This is a genomic window from Thermomicrobiales bacterium (genome assembly GCA_037045155.1).
GTDB lineage: Bacteria > Chloroflexota > Chloroflexia > Thermomicrobiales > CFX8 > JAMLIA01.
The window spans coordinates 784,711-804,732 of record JBAOIG010000003.1 but is presented as its reverse complement, the minus strand read 5'-3'; the positions used below and the strand labels follow the sequence as shown (position 1 = coordinate 804,732).

Annotated in this window: 17 protein-coding genes; 8 read left to right on the top strand and 9 right to left on the bottom strand. The window is 62.0% G+C overall.

The window, feature by feature from the left end; translation table 11 throughout:
* Positions 1 to 43: 43 nt before the first annotated feature.
* The 7 genes from mtnP to plsX all read left to right on the top strand — a co-directional run bounded on the left by mtnP (position 44) and on the right by plsX (position 8,412).
* The gene (mtnP, locus tag V9F06_06935) at positions 44 to 919 is read left to right on the top strand and encodes an S-methyl-5'-thioadenosine phosphorylase (GenBank protein ID MEI2617359.1); all 876 of its coding nucleotides are present in this window, start codon (positions 44 to 46) and stop codon (positions 917 to 919) included.
* The gene (locus V9F06_06930; GenBank protein ID MEI2617358.1) at positions 916 to 2,223 is read left to right on the top strand and encodes an FtsW/RodA/SpoVE family cell cycle protein; all 1,308 of its coding nucleotides are present in this window, start codon (positions 916 to 918) and stop codon (positions 2,221 to 2,223) included. The genes mtnP and V9F06_06930 overlap by 4 nt, the downstream gene beginning before the upstream one ends.
* Entirely contained in the window at positions 2,224 to 3,882 is a 1,659-nt protein-coding gene (locus tag V9F06_06925; GenBank protein ID MEI2617357.1) for a penicillin-binding protein 2, read from the top strand. It abuts the gene before it with no gap.
* 165 nt (positions 3,883 to 4,047) lie between these two features.
* Positions 4,048 to 4,422: a metallopeptidase family protein gene (locus V9F06_06920; GenBank protein MEI2617356.1), complete on the top strand. Its 375-nt coding sequence runs from the start codon at positions 4,048 to 4,050 to the stop codon at positions 4,420 to 4,422.
* Positions 4,423 to 4,454: 32 nt separating this feature from the next.
* Positions 4,455 to 5,381, top strand: coding sequence for a hypothetical protein (locus tag V9F06_06915; protein MEI2617355.1), 927 nt, complete (start codon positions 4,455 to 4,457; stop codon positions 5,379 to 5,381).
* Between the two features lie 4 nt (positions 5,382 to 5,385).
* Positions 5,386 to 7,347, top strand: coding sequence for a DNA topoisomerase (ATP-hydrolyzing) subunit B (gene gyrB / locus V9F06_06910; GenBank protein MEI2617354.1), 1,962 nt, complete (start codon positions 5,386 to 5,388; stop codon positions 7,345 to 7,347).
* 27 nt (positions 7,348 to 7,374) lie between these two features.
* Entirely contained in the window at positions 7,375 to 8,412 is a 1,038-nt protein-coding gene (gene plsX, locus V9F06_06905; protein MEI2617353.1) for a phosphate acyltransferase PlsX, read from the top strand.
* Positions 8,413 to 8,481: 69 nt separating this feature from the next.
* Here the strand turns inward: plsX and V9F06_06900 are convergent, their stop codons facing one another.
* The 8 genes from V9F06_06900 to V9F06_06865 all read right to left on the bottom strand — a co-directional run bounded on the left by V9F06_06900 (position 8,482) and on the right by V9F06_06865 (position 17,728).
* Positions 8,482 to 8,778: an HU family DNA-binding protein gene (locus V9F06_06900; GenBank protein ID MEI2617352.1), complete on the bottom strand. Its 297-nt coding sequence runs from the start codon at positions 8,776 to 8,778 to the stop codon at positions 8,482 to 8,484.
* Between the two features lie 111 nt (positions 8,779 to 8,889).
* Positions 8,890 to 9,672 carry an RNA methyltransferase gene (locus V9F06_06895; protein MEI2617351.1) on the bottom strand — a complete coding sequence of 261 codons (783 nt, stop codon included), beginning with the start codon at positions 9,670 to 9,672 and terminating at the stop codon, positions 8,890 to 8,892.
* Positions 9,673 to 9,716: 44 nt separating this feature from the next.
* Positions 9,717 to 10,079 carry a 50S ribosomal protein L20 gene (gene rplT / locus V9F06_06890; protein ID MEI2617350.1) on the bottom strand — a complete coding sequence of 121 codons (363 nt, stop codon included), beginning with the start codon at positions 10,077 to 10,079 and terminating at the stop codon, positions 9,717 to 9,719.
* Between the two features lie 30 nt (positions 10,080 to 10,109).
* Positions 10,110 to 10,316, bottom strand: coding sequence for a 50S ribosomal protein L35 (rpmI, locus tag V9F06_06885; protein MEI2617349.1), 207 nt, complete (start codon positions 10,314 to 10,316; stop codon positions 10,110 to 10,112).
* Between the two features lie 79 nt (positions 10,317 to 10,395).
* Entirely contained in the window at positions 10,396 to 10,962 is a 567-nt protein-coding gene (gene infC, locus V9F06_06880; protein MEI2617348.1) for a translation initiation factor IF-3, read from the bottom strand.
* Between the two features lie 121 nt (positions 10,963 to 11,083).
* Positions 11,084 to 12,058, bottom strand: a complete 975-nt coding sequence (locus V9F06_06875; GenBank protein ID MEI2617347.1) for a DUF2298 domain-containing protein — start codon at positions 12,056 to 12,058, stop codon at positions 11,084 to 11,086.
* Positions 12,009 to 13,358: a DUF2298 domain-containing protein gene (locus V9F06_06870; GenBank protein ID MEI2617346.1), complete on the bottom strand. Its 1,350-nt coding sequence runs from the start codon at positions 13,356 to 13,358 to the stop codon at positions 12,009 to 12,011. Before V9F06_06870 ends, V9F06_06875 begins: the two co-directional genes overlap by 50 nt.
* The gene (locus V9F06_06865) at positions 13,355 to 17,728 is read right to left on the bottom strand and encodes a DUF2298 domain-containing protein (protein ID MEI2617345.1); all 4,374 of its coding nucleotides are present in this window, start codon (positions 17,726 to 17,728) and stop codon (positions 13,355 to 13,357) included. Before V9F06_06865 ends, V9F06_06870 begins: the two co-directional genes overlap by 4 nt.
* A gap of 158 nt (positions 17,729 to 17,886) precedes the next feature.
* On the opposite strand from V9F06_06865, the gene fmt reads away from it, so the two are divergent.
* Positions 17,887 to 18,828 (top strand): methionyl-tRNA formyltransferase, encoded by a 942-nt coding sequence (fmt, locus tag V9F06_06860; GenBank protein MEI2617344.1) that lies wholly within the window; start codon positions 17,887 to 17,889, stop codon positions 18,826 to 18,828.
* A gap of 4 nt (positions 18,829 to 18,832) precedes the next feature.
* Here the strand turns inward: fmt and V9F06_06855 are convergent, their stop codons facing one another.
* Positions 18,833 to 20,017: a CoA transferase gene (locus V9F06_06855; GenBank protein MEI2617343.1), complete on the bottom strand. Its 1,185-nt coding sequence runs from the start codon at positions 20,015 to 20,017 to the stop codon at positions 18,833 to 18,835.
* Positions 20,018 to 20,022 lie beyond the last annotated feature (5 nt).

The window sequence follows — 20,022 nt, the reverse complement described above, 5'->3', positions numbered from 1 at the left end:
ATCGGTCAGCAAGTAGACTTCGGACGAATGAATGGGGGATCCGGTGACCGCATCGCCACGTCTCGGGATCATCGGTGGAAGCGGACTCTATCAGCTCGAGGCATTCGAGCAGCTCGAGCAGATCGCTCTCGATACACCGTTCGGCCGGCCGTCGTCGCCAGTCGGCCTCGGTCGGCTGAACGGTGTCGAAGTCGCCTTCATCAGCCGCCACGGCGTCGGACATCATCTCTCACCGAGCGACCTCCCATACCTTGCCAACGTCTACGCGATGAAGTCGCTCGGGGTGACTCACCTCGTTTCGATCAGCGCGGTCGGGAGCCTGAGCGAAGAGATCGTTCCCGGCAGCTTTGTTGTGCCAGACCAGATCATCGATCGCACCGCCGGGCGCGAGCGAACGTTCTTCCGCGACGGGATCGTCGCCCATGTGTCAATAGCCGATCCATTCTGCGCCACACTGTCGCGGCAGGTGGCAGCACACGCTGCCAAGTCGGGGCTGGGAGTGACATCGGGCGGTGTGTATGTCTGCATCGAGGGTCCGCAGTTCTCGACGCGCGCCGAGTCACGGATGTTTCGATCCTGGGGTGGTTCGATCATCGGGATGACGGCGATGCCGGAGGCGCGGTTAGCGCGGGAAGCGGGGCTCTGTTACGCGTGCCTCGCGATGGTGACGGACTGGGACGTCTGGCACCAGGTCGAGGAGCCTGTCTCGGTTGCGGCGGTGCTCGTGAATCTGCGAGCGATGACTTCAGCCGTCCAGTCGCTCGTTGTGGATCTGGCCGGCGCCTCGTTGACGCAATGCGAGAGTGGCTGTGTCGACGCGTTGGACGCCGCAATCGTTACCGAGCTGGATATCGTGCCAGCGGGGATTCGCGAGCGGTTATCGACCATCGTCGGTCCACGTCTCGACGGCGGCGCATGAAAGCGGCGCTTGCCCGGATTCGGTTTACCGAGCTCCAGCTCCTCGTCGTGCCGTCGATCATGACGGTCGTTGGGCTGCTGACGATCTTTCTCGCATCCACGCGTGATCTGAACTGGGACTGGCGAGACATCTGGGTATCGCTCGCCTATATGGCAGCGGTTTTTGCGATCTCAATCTGGTTCTCGATTACCGGCTTCAAAGGCGATCAGGTTCTATTCCCGATAGTCGTCTGTCTCTCAGGTCTTGGCTTGCTGATGATGCAGCGGCTGACACCGTCGCTTGTGGAGATCGATGATAGCTATGCCGGCCTGGCCCGTCAGCAACTGATCTACCTCGGGATGGGCCTTGCCTTGCTGGCTGGCGTCGTGACCTTCGTGCGAAACATCGGGTGGCTCCGCCGATACAAGTACACGTGGGCGTTCGGTGGCCTCGGGCTGATGCTTCTGACGATGGTGATCGGGACGGAGCGCTACGGTGCACGCCTCTGGCTCGAGATCGGTCCATTCACGATCCAGACGTCCGAGATCACCAAGATCGCGATGGTGGTGTTTCTGGCGGCCTACCTCGCGGAGAATCAGGAGTTGATCGTCTCGACGTATCGCGTGGGGCCGCTGCGGCTCCCGCCTATTCCGTACCTGATGCCGATGGTTCTGATGTGGGGCTTTTCGATGCTCGTCGTCGTCGCGCAGAACGATCTCGGCACGGCCCTGCTGTTCTTCGGTGTCTTCCTCGCGATGCTCTATATGGCCAGTGGTCGGCTGACATATGTCATCGCCGGCCTCGCCGCATTCGCAGTTGGCGTCTACGTCGCCTACAACATGTTTGGCCGGGTCCAGCTTCGGGTTGCGAACTGGCTCGATCCCTGGCGTGATCCGATCGATGCTGGCTACCAGCAGATTCAGGGCGAGTATGCTCTGGCGGCTGGAAGGCTATTTGGCGCCGGTCTGGCCCAGGGGCATCCAACCTTCATCCCCGCAGTGCACTCGGACTACATCTTCGCTGCAATCGGCGAGGAGCTCGGTCTGCTCGGAACCGTCGTGGTCCTGCTGCTTTGTCTGCTGTTGGTGTTCCGCGGCCTCTCGATCTCATTGCGCGCTCGCGACAGCTTCGGCCGCTTTCTCGCTGTTGGGCTAACGACGATTCTCGCGATCCAGACGCTCATCATCGTCGGGGGCACTGTGCGGCTGATTCCGTTGACCGGGATTACATTGCCGTTCATCAGCGCCGGTGGCAGCTCACTGCTCACCAACTTCATCATTATCGGGCTGCTATTGCGTATCTCCGATCCGGATCTGGCGGGCTAGATGAACAGGTTTCTGCGCTTCGCTTCATTCATCACTGCGCTACTCGTCGTCGGATATGGCCTTGGGGAGACGAGCGACCGCGCCGACGAGCGATGGTTGCTCTTGCTAGCCGGCGCGGGGATCATGCTTGCGGTGGCGTGGTGGCCTCGCGGCACGCGATCGCTGCCGATCTATAACAGGACGGTGTTGCGATGGGCGACGATTATCGTCGTGGGATTCACGCTCGTGACGATTCAGCTCGTCCGAATTCAGGTGGTTGAGGGCAATCGAATCGCCTCTCGTAGTGCCGAAACTGCCGACGGCCAGGTCGTCCAGAACCCTCGCGAACGGCTCCGCGCGTTACAGGTCCAACGCGGCTCGATCCTGGATCGGCATGGTCAGGTGCTGGCGGATTCTGTGCAGATCAAGGATGGCACCTTCATCCGCCGCTACCCGAACACAGAGGCCGCCGGGCTCATCGGCTACTATTCGCCGGCGCTGTATGGCTCGACGAATATCGAGCGAGCCTTTGACCAGTATCTCTCTGGCCAGAAGGGCGGCAACCCCGCCGAGGAATGGCTCAATGGGGTTGTTCATGCAGACAAGCGCGGATATGACGTCGGTCTGTCGATCGACATCAACCTGCAGGCGAAGGCAAATGAGCTGCTTGCCGGCCGCCCCGGGGCGGTTGTACTCATGGATGCGCAAACCGGCGAGGTGCTGGCAATGGCCGGCGCTCCATCCTTTGACCCGAACCGTCTCTATGCGAACACAGGCCAGCAGGCTGACGAAGAGATGGCGGCGATCCGGGCATACTGGGCTGAGCTCATTGCCGATCCGAACGCCCCGCTTGTCTTCCGACCGACGCAGGGTCTGTTCAGCCCCGGCTCAACGTTCAAGACAGTGACCGCGTCGGCGCTGGTGGACTCGGGAAAGGCTAATGCCGATACCGTCTTTCGCGACGAAGGTCTGTTCGAGGTCGATGGACGTGTTGTCGAAGAACCCAACCGTCCCGACCCTACTCAGATCAACTTCACGCTCGAGCAGGCGTATGCATGGTCGTTGAACGTCGTGTTCGCGCAGATCGGGCTCCAGCTCGGCAGTGACACGTTGCTCGACTACGCGCAGCGATTCGGCTTCGGTTCGAGTCTGGCTTTCGATTTTCCGACTGCCGAGACCCAGATCGCCTCGTCCCGCGACGAGCTGAACAATCGCGCATTACTGGCCGACACCGGCTTCGGGCAGGGCCAGATTCTGGCGACTCCACTCCAGATGGCTGTCGTCGCGGCGACGATCGCCAATGATGGCGCCGCCTCTCGACCGTCAGTTGTCGAGCAGGTTGTCGACCCTGACGGCAACGTACTCGAGCGATTTGCGCACGGCGATGGCCATCGAGTGATCAGCCCTGAGTCGGCCGCTACGATGCGACGCCTGATGGAAGCCTCGGCGAGCTACGGATACGCCCGGGGGGTTGAAATCGACGGGGCGACCGTCGGTGGCAAGACTGGCACTGCCGAGGTCGGCGAGGGCGAGCCGCATTCATGGTACACAGGCTATGCGATCTCGGGAAACCGACGAATTGCGGTCGCGGTCATCGTCGAACATGCGGGCGCTGGCTCGAAGGTCGCGCTGCCGATCGGCGCAGAAATGCTCCGCGCGGCGCTTGCCACGCCCGAATAGGCTAGCCCGCTAACCGCCCCCATCCGGCCGGACTGACGCTGCGCAGACTGCCGTTTCGCGGAAGACGAAACGGCGAACTCGCGCAGGTTCAGATGGCGGGAATTCGCGTACGAATGGCCAAAATGCGGTATAATACTACGGTTGTGCCCCGAGGGAGATGATGCGATGCAGCTGTCACACGACGAGTTCGAGGATCTGGTCGTCGCCGCGCTCGATTCTCTTCCTGAGGAGTTGCTGGGCTTGATGGAGAACGTCGACGTCACCATCGAGCGTTGGCCGACCCAGAACCATCTCGACGACGTTGGCATTCGTCGGGGCACGCTCCTCGGGCTCTACCAGGGCATCCCGCTAACCGAGCGGCACAGTTCATCGTACAACCTGGTGGTGCCGGACAAGATCACCATCTTCCAGCGACCGATTGAGCAGATCTGCTCAACACACGACGAAGTCGTCGATCAGGTTCGGAAAACCGTTGTCCATGAGGTTGCCCACCATTTCGGTATCGGCGAAGAGACGTTGCGGGAACTGGGCTGGGGATGAACCGCTCGGGCTGGGACGCCGGGGACAAGCCTGTGTCCAGTGTGATCGACGTGCTGGGTGAGGGGTTTGCGATCGCGATCAACCGTCCGTTGCTGATCGTTCCGCTCATCGTGCTGGAGCTTGCGCTCCTGTTTGCGCCACAACTGACGGTCGGCAATAGCGCGCGTGATGTCGCCGCTGAAGTCAGCGAGCGAGGCGCCCGCTGGGCGGTTGTTGGGGACGGGATCGCGCGTCTGGAAGGGTATAACGTCCTGGATCTGGTCGTGTTGGGGTTGCCTCGCATCCGGGTTGCCGCGTTTGCGCCAGTGGCCGGCAAGTCGAGCAACGTGCCGGGCTGGCACGATCGACGTGTCGTTGCGGCGGGTGCGCTTGCGGCGCCGGCTGCCCTGTTCAGCGCGATCGCCGGGATCGTGTTTGTCGCGTATTTTCGGTTGATGCTGGCGTCCGGGCTCCGGAGTGAAGGGGCCACGACGAGCCCTCGAAGTCTCGTGGAACTGGCGGCCCGGCTCACCGTCGCGGCGCTGACAGCCGTTGGCCTACTGATCATCGTTGGGTTGCCGGTCGTTCTCGGCACGATCCTGTTAACGATGTTTGATTTGCCGGGGGCAGCATTTCTTTGGCTCGTGCTGCTTGTGCCGGTTGCTTGGGGCATCGTCCACTTCTACTTCGTTGTCCACGCGTTGGTGGTCGATCGTCTGCCAGTGTTGCCCGCTTTTCGTGCCAGCTATCAGGTAGTCCGACGAGACCCCTGGCAGGCGGCTCGATTCATAGGCGTTTCGTTGCTTCTCTCGACCGGGCTCACATACCCACTCGAGAGCATCGCCCGAAAGCCGGAATGGGCAGTGCTGGCTGTTGTCTTGAATGCGTTTCTCGCGACCGGGATGATTCTCGCCGCGATGCTGTTCTATCGCGATCGGGCCCGTCATCTTGGCCTGTCGCCACGTCAGGAAGGTGCATAACACCATGGCCCAGGCCACTGATTCCAAGCAGACATACGACGCTAGCAATATTCAGGTTCTGGAAGGCCTGGAGGCGGTGCGCCGCCGGCCCGGCATGTACATCGGGAGCACCGATATCCGTGGACTCCACCATCTCATTTACGAGGTCGTCGACAACGCGGTGGATGAGGCGCTGGGCGGGTACTGCGACACGATCCGCGTGACAATCCACCCAGACGCAAGTGTGACCGTGTCTGACAATGGCCGGGGCATCCCGGTCAAGAAGCATCCGAAGACGAACACGTCGGCGCTCGAGGTTGTTATGACTGTCCTGCACGCGGGAGGCAAGTTCGGCTCGGGTGGCTATGCGATGTCGAGTGGGCTTCACGGTGTCGGCGTATCGGTGGTGAATGGCCTGTCGGAGTGGTTCATCGCCGAGGTGAAGCGTGACGGCGGTCTCTATCAGCAGGAATACCGGATCGGTGTGCCGGTCGCGCCCGTGAAGAAGATTGCGACGATCGACAAGGCCGAACAGGGCACCACCCAGACCTGGATGCCCGACAAGACGATCTTCGACACGCTCGAGTACAACTACGACCAGATTGCCCAGCGCTTCCGAGAGATGGCGTACCTTACTCGTGGGCTTCGAATCATCTTCATCGACGAGAGATCGGACCGCGAGACTACCTTCTACTTCGAAGGCGGAATTACCTCATTCGTCCGACATCTCAACAAGACGAAGACGCCGGTGCACCCCAAGCCGTTCTACATAAACCGCCAGGTTGGCGACTTCATTGTCGAAGCGGCAATCCAGTACAACGAAAGTTATGGGGAGTCCGTCCATTCCTTCGCCAACAACATCAATACCGTTGATGGCGGCACACACCTGACCGGTTTTCGCTCCGCGTTGACTCGAACAATCAACGACTACGCGCGAAAGAACGGCTTTCTGAAGGAGAATGACGAAAGCCTGACGGGCGAGGACGTGCGCGAGGGATTGACGGCTGTTGTCAGTGTCAAGCTGCCGGACCCGCAGTTCGAGGGCCAGACGAAGGGCAAGCTCGGCAACGCGCCGATGAACGGGGCGGTGAACTCGGTCGTCGGTGAGATGCTCTCCCAACATCTCGAGGAGAACCCTCAGGCGGCCAAACGTATTGTCGAGAAGTGCGTGAACGCCGCTCGGGCTCGGAACGCAGCCCGCAAGGCCCGCGAGCTTGTCCAGCGCAAAGGCAGCCTGGAGACGTTCTCCCTGCCGGGCAAGCTGGCCGATTGTTCGGAGCGCGATCCGGCCCGATCCGAGCTGTACATCGTCGAGGGTGACTCGGCCGGCGGCTCAGCGAAGCAGGGTCGCGATCGCCGCTATCAGGCGATTCTCCCACTGCGTGGCAAGATCCTCAACGTCGAGAAGGCGCGACTGGACAGGATGCTCCAGAACACCGAGATCCGCTCGCTGATCACCGCGCTCGGCACGAGTATCGGCGACCAGTTCGATGCGTCGAAGCTACGCTACCATCGGATCATCGTCATGACGGACGCGGACGTCGATGGCGCGCATATCCGCACGTTGCTGCTGACGTTCTTCTTTCGACACATGGAGACCCTGATTGCCGACGGTCGTCTGTACATCGCGCAGCCGCCACTATACCGGCTGCAGTCAGGCAAGGACGTCCACTGGGTGTACAACGATGAAGAGCGCAAGGAGATCATGGCGCGCTACAAGGACAAGAAGGTCGAGCTCCAGCGCTACAAGGGGCTCGGGGAGATGAACCCTGAGCAGTTGTGGGACACGACGATGAATGCCGAGACGCGCACACTCCTGAAGGTTCACATCGAGGATCGCGTTCAGGTGGACGAAACGTTCGACATGTTGATGGGGAATGCTGTTCCCCGCGAAAGAGCTTCATTCAGACTCACGCGCGACAGGTTCAGAATCTCGACGTCTAGCACGAATGATCGCGCCTCTCGAACCATTCCCGGTCGGGTCTGATTCGAGAGGCGGGAGCGGAGGTGGCTGTTGGTCCGAATCGCCCTGGACGTTCATGGCGGCGACACTGGAGTGGCCACGAATCTCGCTGCCGCTCTGGACGCGAGCCTGACATCCGATATCGAGCTTGTGCTAGTGGGGCACGAACTTCAAATCGCCGCAGAGCTGCGCCGCCTGGACGTTCCAATCGACCGTTTCAAGATCGTTCATGCCGAAGAGACGATCGGGATGGCGGAGTCCGCGTCTCGATCGGTGCGCCGAAAGAGCGATAATTCTATTAGCGTTTCACTTGACCTCATGAATCGCGGAGAAGTCAGCGCTGTTGTGTCGGCCGGCCACAGCGGCGCCCTCGTCGCGGCATCACTGATGATCCTCGGACGGATCCCTGGAGTCTCCAGACCGGCGCTTGGCACACGCATCCCGGCAAAAGGGACGACCGCGTTCGTTCTCGACATCGGCGCCTTTACTGATCCCCGGCCCGAGGTGATGCTCCAGCATGCTTATCTCGGAGTCGCCTATGTTGAGGCGATTCTCGGCATTCGCCGCCCGACGGTCGCGTTACTTTCAAACGGCGAAGAGCCCGGCAAGGGGGACGTGCTCACGCGCTCTGCGCGGGAATTGTTCGACGCGTCGGACCTGCACTTCGTCGGGTATGTCGAAGGGCACGAGATGCTCACGAAGCCACCGCATGTCACGGTTACCGATGGCTTCACCGGAAATGTCGCATTGAAGATTGCCGAGGGCACTGCGAGCTACGTCTCCAGGATCATGCGCGACGAGTTGACGGCGTCGATCCGGACACGGTTGTTTGCCGCCATGCTGAGGCCAACATTCCGCGCCATGCGCCGGCAGATCGACTTCGATGGGATCGGCGGCGCGCCGTTGCTTGGCGTTAACGGGGTGGTCATTGCGGCCCACGGACGTTCATCGCCACGCGCCCTCGTCTCTGCGATCGAGACGGCCAACAGCGCCGCACGGAGCGAGCTCCCCGCGCGGCTGCGAGATACGCTGCCTCAGGGGCCACGATCCGAGGCCGGCGCGGATGAACCGGCCGCGCTCCGCTCCTGACGACGAGACGACCCGGCCCGTCTGCATATCAGACGGGCCGGGTCGTTCAGGATCAGGAACGATTTGTCGCTACTCGCCGCTCACGGCTCGCTTCAGTTGAGTGCCAGGTCGGAATGATGGGCTCTTTCGCGACGGGATGGTGATGCGCTCGCCGGTCTGCGGGTTGCGTCCTTCGCGAGCGCCGCGCTCCGAGATTCTGAACGAACCGAAGCCAGTGATCGTCACTTCCTCGCCGTTGGCGAGACTGTCGCGGATCGCATCGAACATAGCCTGGATGACCGCGTCTACCTGGCGTTCCGGCAAGTTGGTCGTTCCGGAGACGCTCTTGACCAGATCCTGTTTCCTCATCCTTCGTAGCCTCCCAATTCGATCGTGTGGCCGACGCCTGTTGCTCGAGACGCTCGGCGGATGTCAGGGCGGGACTATAGCACACGTTACGCGGATACCCAACCAGAAGAGTGCGTATGTACGCGGACTTCAGTCGGTCGCACGCCGTCGTCGCGCGACCTCGAACAGCAGAATCGATGCCGCAACCCCCGCGTTGAGCGATTCAACGCCGGCCTCAATAGGGATTGCTACCGACAAGTTCGCGTACGTACGCGATTGTTCTGACGCGCCGAATGCTTCCCCTCCGATAACAACCACGGTCGGCTCACGCCAGTCCACAGTATCGTAGCTTCGTTCTGCCGCCGCGTCGGCTATCGCGACGATCGGTTGGGTGACGAACAGCAATTCGACAGCCCGTTCCGTCGACGGAAAGCGACGGATGGGAATGGCGTACAACGTGCCAGCGGTGGCCCGAACCGTTTTGGGGTTCGTGTGATCGGCGGTCCCTGGTAACAGGACAACCGCGTCAGCGCCAACCGCGCCCGCCGAGCGAATGATCGTCCCGAGGTTGCCCGGGTCTCGCACACCGTCGACGACAAGCACCAGTGTCGGATCGTCGCGTATCGGCAGATCCGGCGCGTCGATCACTGCTACGAGTGCCTGTGGATGCTCGGTGAGCGCGATGCTCTCGAAAAGATCGTGTTCGACACGAACGACGCGCGCACTGGCTGGGATACGGTTCAGCAGATCCCGATCAATCTCGTCCCGACGGGCATCGTCGATGATTACCGCTCGAACCGATGCTCCTGCCGAGATAGCGGAATCGACGGACCGTGCGCCTTCGACGAGCAATGCCCGCTCATGCTCCCGGACTTTCTTCCGGTGGAGCGAGCGGGCAAACTTGATCGTCGGATTCGCCGGACTCGTTATCAACGTATCCCGTTGACTTGACCGGTCGTCATCAGACATTGGCGTGCTCAGTGGCTGCTGAGCTGCGTCTTGGCCAGGTCGACGAACTTGGCGAACGCTTCATTGTCGCGAACTGCCAGGTCGGCGAGGATCTTTCGATCGACCTCAACCCCGGCGCGCGTCAGGCCTTCAATGAACCGACCATATGGCAGGCCATGTTCGCGTGAGGCAGCGTTGATGCGCGTGATCCACAGCCGGCGCATGTCACGCTTACGGGTGCGGCGGTCTCGATACTGGTATTGCAGCGAGCGCATCACCGCTTCGTTTGCACGCTTGAAGAGGCGATTGCGTGTCCCGCGGAACCCTTCGGCTCTGCTCAGGACTTTCTTATGCCTGCGGTGCGATGTAACGCCACGCTTGATTCGGGCCATCGATCAGATCCCCCTCGTCTCCGTCTTTGTCTATTTCGGCAGCCCGTACGGCAGCAACCGACGGATTCGCTTCCGATCCGCGGGCGCAACCTCGAACATGCGGTCGAACGCACGCTTGGTGCGCGAGGACTTCCGGCGCCGGAAGTGACTCTTCATGCCCTTTGCGCGCATGATTTTGCCCGTGCCGGTAATCTTGAACCTTCGGGCTGCCTGTTTGTTCGTCTTCATCTTCGGCATGGCTGGAGCTCCCAACCCTCATTGAACATCGGAACGGCGCCGCCGCACGGCGCCGCAAACACCTGCCTGGACGATTCGCTCAGGTCGCGGGATCGGCGCTTGGTTGGTCCTGCGTCGACTCCTGAGCCACACGAGTGGCATCCGGGCGCTGCAGGTCTTTCTTCGGACTCAACAGAACCGACATCGAACGACCTTCCATGCGTGGATCCTGGTCCACCGTGCTGATTTCAGCCAACTGCTGAACCAGTTGCACCAGAAGGTTGCGACCGATGTCCTGGTGAAGCATCTCGCGGCCGCGGAACAGAACCGAGATCTTCACCTTGTCGCCGGCCTCGAGGAACCTCTGTGCCTGGCGTGCTTTCGTCTGGATGTCGTGATCGTCGATCTTCGGCGCCATGCGAACTTCCTTGAGCGTTGAGCCCTTCGCCTTCCGACGGGACTCGCGCTCGCGGCGGCTCTCTTCGTACCGGAACCGACCATAATCCATGAGGCGGCACACCGGCGGCATCGCGTTTGGTTGAACCTCAACGAGGTCAAGACCCTTCTCGCGCGCGATATCAAGCGCGTCGCGGGTCAGGACCACACCCAACTGCGTTCCGTCTTCGTCGATAAGCCGTACCTCGCGGATACGAATGCGTTCGTTCACGCGAACTGGTCGTGCGCCGATTGCCAACCTCCTCGAACTGATCTGCATATTCCCGGGCAGCAATAATCGGTAATCCTGCGGACAGGACACCGGCGAAGCCTACCAAACCACGTAGCCGTGGTCAACGACGTGGCGACGTAGTCGCGTCACCAGGTCGGGCGAAAATGCGGGCGCCCGATGTCTCGTAGACAATAACCCATCCGGCTTCAGTGAGTCGAGTCTCCACGTCCGGAGCGATCTTCGCAATGGTCGGGCACACGGCATTGCCGCGTAGCTCCTGCTGACCAAGTACGACGAACCTTGGCGATGGCCTCGCGTCAACCCGGTCTCCGCCAACTACCGCATTCGCGACGCCCGCGCGAGTATCGAGGAACGTTCCGATGTCGGCAATCTGGCCGCGTCGCCACTGGCTTTCATGTCCCAGCCACCCGACGATCGTGGGAACACCACTGAAGGCGGACACGCGATTCAACGGCACACCGTCGAGCACTCCATAGGAGCAGCCGGGCGCTTCTGCGATTGTGTCCCCGTCGCGCGCGTGAGCACGAATCCATTCGATTATCTCCAGATCGCCATGGCCTGCCGAGGCGATGTACGCCTCTCCATCAAGCCCACGCCGTTGCGCGAAGCCCGATGCCCAGTCATCCGCCGACAGGGGCGTATATGAGAGCGTCGCCCCGATGATCAACGCCAGCACGACAGTGGCGGCGGGCCGGCGGAAGCCGGTAACTCGGAATACTGTTACCACGGATGCTGCGGCGCTGGCCACGGCTAGCACAAGCCACGCCTGGAAGTAGAGCTTGAAAACGGTATTCATTCGGTCGCCAAAGACGTCTTGAATGTAGAAGAACTCCGGGATGAGGATCAGTGTGAATCCGAATGCGAACAGCGCCGCCAGCGCTTGCGTCGCAAGATCCCGCGAACGCCACACGAACCACGCAGCGACCGACAACGGCACACCAATGACGATGACGGCGGGAGCCCAGGCGACGGCGATACCGAGCGCAAGAAGGCCTGCCGTCAGCAGCCAGATGCGATTCCGCTGGTCAACCTTGAGGATACTCCGGTCGCGTATGGCGACCGCAGTGACGAACACGACGAAGATCGCGAGCCAGGCGCCGTGAACGATGGGCCAGCTCCCTTGCTCCCGATGGGCGCCAGGCGACGATGCCAAACGTATTGAAGATGGCGCCAACGATCGGGAGGTCGGTGATCCAGCCTGGAACCGTGCCGTCGGGCACTCCGACCGGCGCGGAATAGTGCAGGGCGAAGGGGAACGCTGCGATGGCTGCGGAGATGACAACGACGATCGAATCAACCAGCCAATCAACGATCCGGCCGCGACGCGCCAACACGAGCATCAGGAGAACAAGCGCAATGCCAGTCGGAGCATCCCAGCTATTTGATGCATAGAGCAGGCCGGCCATCGCGCCAATCGCGGCGAGCCGCGCCCGGCTGACTGGTGTGCCGAGCGATAGAAGGCTGAGCCCAAGGGCCAGAATCGACGCAAGCAGCGGCAACGTCAGCACATGCGGGTGCAGATCGCCCAGAATGAACGAAAACGCTGGGAACTCGTTGATCGTCTCGCGGCTGTCTCCAGCCCGAAAGACGTTGTGGTCGACGATGATCCGGCTCGCCTGCCAGCCAACGCCCTGCCACCAACCCGCATCGATCACCGATCGGCCATCGATAAGGAGGCGACGCGTTGTCTCGAGATTGCCAGCGATGAGCACGAGCAGTGGCCCGACGCCCGCAGCCAGCATGACTGCCACACGCGAACCCCGCGCAAGTCGCACGAGCTGTCCGGCGGCGGACATCGTCGCCGTTCCCACTGACGCGAAGAGCGTTGCTAGCGCGAGGTTGAACGCGGTCGCGGGTGGCACGGCAGAGAGCCGCACGAGCGTGGAGATCGTCTGATAGCCGAAGTAGTAATAGTTGATACCGTAACCCGCTAGCCACGGGTCAGGGGCTGGCGCTGTGGCTGATCGACTGATCGACGTTAGCAACGCGATCTCCATGGGCTTCTCGGTGTAGGCAATATCCGGATTGAAGCCACGGAACCATGCGTAGCCGGCGAAGAGGACTACCCAGACGAGCTCCGCCACGACCAACTGTCGCAAGTCGAGACCTGGCCGGCCAACGCGCCACCATACTCCCCAATTGAGAATCGCGAAAATCCCCAGCGCCGCAACGATGATCGGCGTGGTGAACGGCAACCCGACCGTTGCCGCGGGCCACCAGACGATCGCGGTAATGACGACAATCGACAGCGGTCGGACGAGCCCCGTCCGAAGCGGTCCGAGCCCTGCGCCAAGCCACGTGATGAAGGGCAGAGCCGCGACCGCGACTACCGATAGCGCCCCATACCAACGAACGATCGTCGTGATGTCGCTCATCGAATGTGAACTGCGCCCGGCGCCGGGGCAAGGCGCGCGAACGGTGTGACTTCATACACTCGTGTATGTCCGGATTCGAACGCGACTGTCAGCCCGTTCCCAACCAGCGCGTTGAACGCGTCGAGGCCGGCTGCCGAGGCGTATGGCGCGGGATTGTCGGCGGAATTCCAGTAGCGTTCGACATCCCCAACGATGACGTACCGGACGTCATAGCGTCGAAGCATCTCCAGCTTGCTTGGCAGGGACGTGTCGTTGTAGACCGTGTGGACGTCGCTCATCCGTCGATCTATCCCGGCAGGGTAGCGCTGTTGTCGCTGGTGGCGATCCCAGCCGAGCACGGTCGGTAGCCCGGTTGCGCTCGAGGTCCGCGAGCCATTGCCACGATAGGGACCGATCGATGCTTCCAGGATTACAGGGTTGCCACGCGCGTTTGCGTTGAGCCATTCGATCGCTTTCAGGTCGCCGTCGAACTCGATCGTATCGCCAGTTGCGTTCTGGATCGTGCCGCCGTTCATCCAGGCGTATCCGTCGAGCGTCAGGAATTGGGGCGACGACGGCATGTCTTGTGCCAATCGTGCTGTCGTCCCGAACGCGGGATACAGGAGGCCCGTCACGATTGCGACCGCGCCGACAACGCAGGCTGAGCGACGCACGACAGCCGATCTCATCGCGGTACGCGGGTGTGGCACGAGCGTGATGTCCTTGTTGGCGGCAGAGCGATGGTCTATGTCGCCGGCCGGCAGCGTTCGAGAGCGCGACCAGAGATGCGCAAGAAGCAGGGCTGATCCGGCTCCGAGCAGAAGCCACGCCTGGTTGTAGAACTTGAAGACGGTGTTCATTCGCTGCCAGTCGCCACCGCTCAGATCGTCCGAAATAAAGACGAACTCGACACCGGCGATAGCCAGACACCCCAGCCCAACCAGGATCCAGGGCAGGGCCCGAGCAGGCCGTGTCTGGATGGCATACCAGGCGGCGACCAGAGCGAAAGAGAGGGCGATCACAGCCGCTGGTCGGTGGCTCGCAATAGCGCCGATCCCGATGGCAGCAACGACGGACACGATTGTGATGACCCGTCCGAGCCGCAGTGGCGCAGCGCCGGCCGATCCGGCGCTGATGATGCCGGCCGCGAGCCATAGCGCGACGAACGCGCTCAAAGGCACAGTTCCGCCGCGCACGACAGCAAACGCGAACGCGGCTGTTCCACCTGCCAGGCAGGCTATGCCCGCGACGAGCGCATCGCGCCATCCCGTCCTTCGCCGCCCCAGAATGACTGCGTCGGCGATGACGATAACGAGCACGACGAGAAAGAAGATACCCCAGACGACAAGAAACTCGCCCAACGGCGACCCCGTTGCCGTTCGGCTGATATCGCCAACGACGCTATAGAAGCCGCTGAAGAACGGTAGGAACATGATCCAGGCGGCGAATATCGCCGCGATGGCGCCCACGATGATCGTGATTCCGGGTCGGCCCCCGACTCGCGCGCCGGCCCAGATCCCGCCCGCGAGGATTGTCCCGGCACAGAGCGGGGCATCCCATGAGTTGGTGACCGCGGCTGTGCCGAGTGCGAGCGCGAGCAAGCTGAAGACCACGATGACTGTCTGTCGATCCCGGGGCGGAGCGAGGACGAGACCTGAAACCAGCGTCAGGACGAGCATGATGACCGGCAGGTCGATCATGTGTGGATGCAGATCCGCCCAGATCGCCGTGAAATACGGGAACTCGTTGATCGTGAAATCGATGACGCGCGTGCTACGCCAGAAGTCGAATCCTGTTCGTGGCAACCCGCGCATAGAGATGATCTGTGCCAACGCATCCAGGTTGCCGATGATACTGACCGCAACGACTGATGTGACTGCTGCGATGATCACCGTTGGGCGCGGCCGGCGCTGGCGCCATGAGCTTGTGATCGTCGTCGTGAGCCCGACGATCTGGAGTATCAGCAACGCTGGAATTGTCGCGACTGCGAGCTGGAAGCCAAGGCTGACTCCGAGACCGGTGAGCCTGGTAACCGTCGCAACAAGGTGCCAACCGTAGTAGTAGTAGTTGATGATGCCGCCGGAATACCAGGGATCGTACGGCGGAAACTCGGTCGATCGGGCGATCGCGCGGAGATAAGCCAATTCGAACGGCTTCTCGCCGCCAAACCACGTTTGCCAGAAATCGGGGTAGATGGCCCGCAACATGAGGAAGAATGCGAACCCTGTGCCCCAGATCCCGAGCGCCGCCAGCCAGACTCGGACAGACGGAAGCTCGATCGGCCTGCCGCTGCGCTTTCGGAGTACATACCAGCCCCAGGCACACGCCGCGACGGCGATCGTGATGATCGAGACCACCAATGTCCGAGCCGGCCACCAGTTGAGGCTCGCTCCGATCCAGACGAGCCAGCCAACCATAAGCAGCCCGATCATCCGCGCAGAGAACGCGCCCCGGTCGGGCGACGCTCGAAACGCGGTAGCCGCGATCGGCGCCACTGCCAGCCCCAGCAACTCGATTGCGAGCAACCAGACCACGATCGCAAACGGCATGTTGCTTATCGCGACGGAGTTCCAGTTGGCATCGTTGCTGGTTGGTGTCTCACTCGCCGGAACGCCAAGCATCAGTGTTTTGTTCGGCGCGTTACGCATTGGATACCAGGGCTGCGAGGCGCCCCAGAGCAGCCGCTCGTGGATTTCCGCCGCCGAGAGGGAATCGACCTTCTTGTAGATCCGCACGTGCGGATGATCGTAGACGGTGAAGCTCTCGTCGGCAGGCCGGTCGTTGAGACGAAGCCCGAACAGCCCCGGCTCGACTTTCCCCTCATAGACAAGCTGAAATCCCAGCTCGCCAGCGGCCAGACGGCGATAATAGTCGATCTGAACCGCGTATCGCCACGGCTCGTTGTCGATAGAATCCGCCAGCCGATCACTCGATAGAATGACATAATCTACAGACGCCAGACCTTCAGCGATCTGCTGGATTTTGTCGTCGGGCGCGAGGTCGCCATACATGTCGAACGGTATCTGGACGAAAGTGTTGGCCGGTGCTCCCGGGTAGGGGAGTGGCAACCCGTCATCCCACGTTTCGATCGACACGGTGGATCCGGGCGGAATGTTGGCGAACATCCAGTGTGATGCCGCGATGCGCGAGTTCTGGTGACTGTAGATCGAGACGAAGCCGAACGCCCAGATGGCAGTCCCTGCGAGCACGACGACTGCAGCGGTCGCGCGAAGCTTCCTGAGGCGCGCTGCCGTCGGCCGCGTCAGGAGAGCACCGACGAAGACCGCGAACACCGGGATTAACGGCAGCGAATACCGTAGGAATCGTGCCTCGGTCATCAGCAGCGTGGCGCCGTACGCTGCCATCCAGAGGAGGAGAACTCCCCACGCCACATCACGTCGCTGCCATGCATGGCGCGCGGCCCAGATCGTTGCAACGATGCTGGCGATGACCATCGCTGGTCCCAGCCCGTACAGGAACAGGTTGCGCGCCTCATACAAGCCGGGCGTCAACCCAACGAACTGACGGGTAAATGGCACGTCCCACCTGCCTCGCACGATCTCCGCTTGCGTGCTGATGTCGGTGAAGAACGGCCCGGAGCGCACGATCGCGTACGGCTCGAAGACGGTGAACAGAGTGACCGCGACAACGCCGGCCAGGGCGAGATACCCGATGACGAGGCGGCGATCGGTGGCGCGCATGACGGCTGCGAGTGCCATCAGGCCAAGCGGGAGTAACAGCGCTGCGACGCTGGCCTTGGTCGCAAGGGCGCACCCGACCGGTATGCCGAGAGCAGCCGCGCGACCGAACGACGGTCTGTCGGCGAAGCGGATCGCGAAGTAGAGCGTCGCAGTGACGAAAAATGTCAACCAGATGTCGACCGTAAAAAAATGGCTCAACTGGATCGGCAGTACTGCCGTCGCGTACAGCAGCGCCGCGACGAGCGCCGCGCTACGACCCGACATCCGGCGCGCCAGCAGATAAACGATCAGTAACGTCCCGAGATCGATCATCACGTTCAACGGCCGGCCGACGCGGTAGATATTGCTGTAGTCCCGGTAGTTCCGGTCGGAGACGTGATTCACTGCCCAACTGACGGCGCTCTGAACGTAGAGCGGGAGAGTTCCATACGCGAAGGAGAGCGGCTTTCCGTCCGGGCCGTCGCGGCGCGGATTGATCGGGCTGTGGGCCGGGTCAAAAAGAGACCCGATGTTCGAGAGCGACGGGAAGTCGATGCGTTCCGACGAGACGATGGCGATGAATCGCTCGTCCGGATGGAGATAGGTGCCCTGATCCCAGTTCATGCCGTACACACGCAAGAACCCGGCAAGCAGGAAGATAGCGATCAGAGCGACCGCGTGTGGTGTCGGCGTCAGTCGTCGAATACTCACAACAGCGAATCTTACTGATGGTGATCACTGGCTCACAATTGACCGCGCGATCTGCGGCTTTCTATACTCGCAGAAGATTCGCCTTGCCGCATCGCTTTCCAACAGTAAGCATGCGGTCGGTGGGACCGTCACGGCGTTCAGATTCGAGGGTCGGCGGCATGGTCAGCAAGCTTCGCATTGTGTTTCTTGGCTCACCCGAAATTGCTATCCCCTCACTGCAGGCACTCGCGCGGCACCCGGAGATAGATGTCCGTCTCGTCGTCACACAGCCCGACCGGCCGGCCGGCCGGGGCCGGCGGTTGACTCCGCCACCGGTGCGCCTCGCGGCGGACGCGCTCGGTATCGATGTCATTCAACCTGAGACGCTCCGTGATCCCGTGGCGCTCGATCGCATCCGTCAGTCCGAGCCCGACCTGCTGGTGGTGGTCGCCTTCGGCGAGATTCTGCGCAAGCCGATGTTGGAGATCACGCCACTGGGCTGTCTGAATGTCCACCCGTCACTCCTGCCGAAATACCGGGGCGCGTCACCAATCCCTGCCGCGATTCTCAACGGCGACCCGGTGACAGGTGTCTCGATCATGAAGCTGGTTCGAAAGCTTGACGCCGGCCCGCTCGTGGCCCAATGCGCGATCGGTGTTGCGCGCGACGATGTGACGGGTTCGCTGTCCATCCGTCTTGCCGAGCTCGCCGCTGAGATGATTCCGGCGATCGCGCTCGGTTACGCGCGTGGGACCCGTGTCCCGATCGATCAGGATCATGCCGCGGCGACGTTCACCCGTGAGTGGACGACCGACGATGCGCGTATCGACTGGTCGCGGCCGGCGGTCGAAATCGAGCGGCTGATCCGCGCCGCCGATCCGTGGCCAGTGGCCTGGACAACCATCGACGGCGAGCGCTTCCGTGTCACCGCGGCGAGCGTCGTTGTTGCTAGCGACGTCGACAACAGTCCCGGAGAAATCGTGGTCGTCGGCGGTGATGTCATGACACAGACAGGTCAGGGCATGTTGCGCCTCGTGCGTGTTCAGCCGGCCGGCAAGAAGGAGATGAACGCGGCTGACTGGTGGCGCGGCCGTCGCGGTGGCGCCGTGACCTTTCAATAGCCGGTCAGACGACGTTCTTTTCCCGCAAGCTCGATATCCTCTCGCCGTCGTATCCCAGCTCGGTGAGGACTTCGTCGGTATGTTCCCCCAGCCGCGGCGGCGGCGTCCTGACGCTGCCGGGTGTATCTGACAGCTTTATCGCAACGCCCGGCAGGCGAAGCCCCGGTAAATCCGCCCGAGGAATATCGACAACCATCTCGCGATACTGGGACTGGGGCAGGCCGAGAACGGTGTCGATTGAGTTGACCGGGCTGCACGGCACTCCCGCAGCATCCATCGCCACGGCCCAATCAACTGCGCCACGCGCCGCGAGGATCGGCACAAGCGTCTGGTGGAGCGCGTCTCGATTGGCGCAACGGTCGATGTTGGTGGCGAAGCGGGGGTCAGTGACGAGATCCGGCTGCTCGATCGCGCCGCAGAATCGTCTCCAGAGGGCATCGGTTGCGACGGCGACGACGAGATACCCATCTCCGGTCGGGAACGCACCATATGGGGCAACGCTGGCGTGAAACGAGCCAAGCCGGCCGGGGACTTCACCAGAAGCGAGGTAGGCAACGGCGTGATACGTAAGCCAGGAGATCTGCCCTTCCAGAAGAGAGCTCTCGACTCGTTGACCCTGTCCCGTGCGTTCCCGAATGTACAGCGCCGCGAGGATACCCTGGACAGCGTTCGCTCCCGCCGTCAGGTCGACGACCGACGTTCCGACTCGCACCGGCGCTCCGTGTTCGTCGCCCGTAATGCTCATCAGCCCCGCGTATGCCTGCATCAGTAAGTCGACGCCTGCCCGATCGCGATCGGGGCCATCGCTCCCGACCGCCGAGATGGCGCAATAGATCAGCCGCGGGTTGATCTCACGAAGGTGCTCGTACCCGAGACCCCAACGCTCGGTTGTGCCGGGCCGGAAATTCTCGATCAGAATGTCCGACTTCGCAACGAGCGCGCGCGCCACCTCCTGGCCTTCAGTTGTGCCGAGATCGAGCGTGATGCTCCGCTTGTTGCGGTTGGCGCTCAGGTAGTACGTGCTCTCACCGTTCCAAAAGGGCGGATAGCCACGGGTATCATCGCCACGGATGCGCGGCTCGACCTTGATGACATCGGCGCCGAGGTCTCCGAGCGTCATTGACGCGAACGGGCCTGCCAGATGCCGGCTTAGCTCCAGGACGCGGATGCCGGCTAGTGGTCCACTCACGACTT

Coding starts and splice junctions, on each gene's coding strand:
- rpmI (MEI2617349.1), bottom strand. CDS start 10,316: ATGCCGAAGATGAAGACGAACAAACAGGCAGCCCGAAGGTTCAAGATT.
- V9F06_06930 (MEI2617358.1), top strand. CDS start 916: ATGAAAGCGGCGCTTGCCCGGATTCGGTTTACCGAGCTCCAGCTCCTC.
- fmt (MEI2617344.1), top strand. CDS start 17,887: ATGGTCAGCAAGCTTCGCATTGTGTTTCTTGGCTCACCCGAAATTGCT.
- V9F06_06920 (MEI2617356.1), top strand. CDS start 4,048: ATGCAGCTGTCACACGACGAGTTCGAGGATCTGGTCGTCGCCGCGCTC.
- gyrB (MEI2617354.1), top strand. CDS start 5,386: ATGGCCCAGGCCACTGATTCCAAGCAGACATACGACGCTAGCAATATT.
- V9F06_06925 (MEI2617357.1), top strand. CDS start 2,224: ATGAACAGGTTTCTGCGCTTCGCTTCATTCATCACTGCGCTACTCGTC.
- V9F06_06870 (MEI2617346.1), bottom strand. CDS start 13,358: ATGAGCGACATCACGACGATCGTTCGTTGGTATGGGGCGCTATCGGTA.
- rplT (MEI2617350.1), bottom strand. CDS start 10,079: ATGGCCCGAATCAAGCGTGGCGTTACATCGCACCGCAGGCATAAGAAA.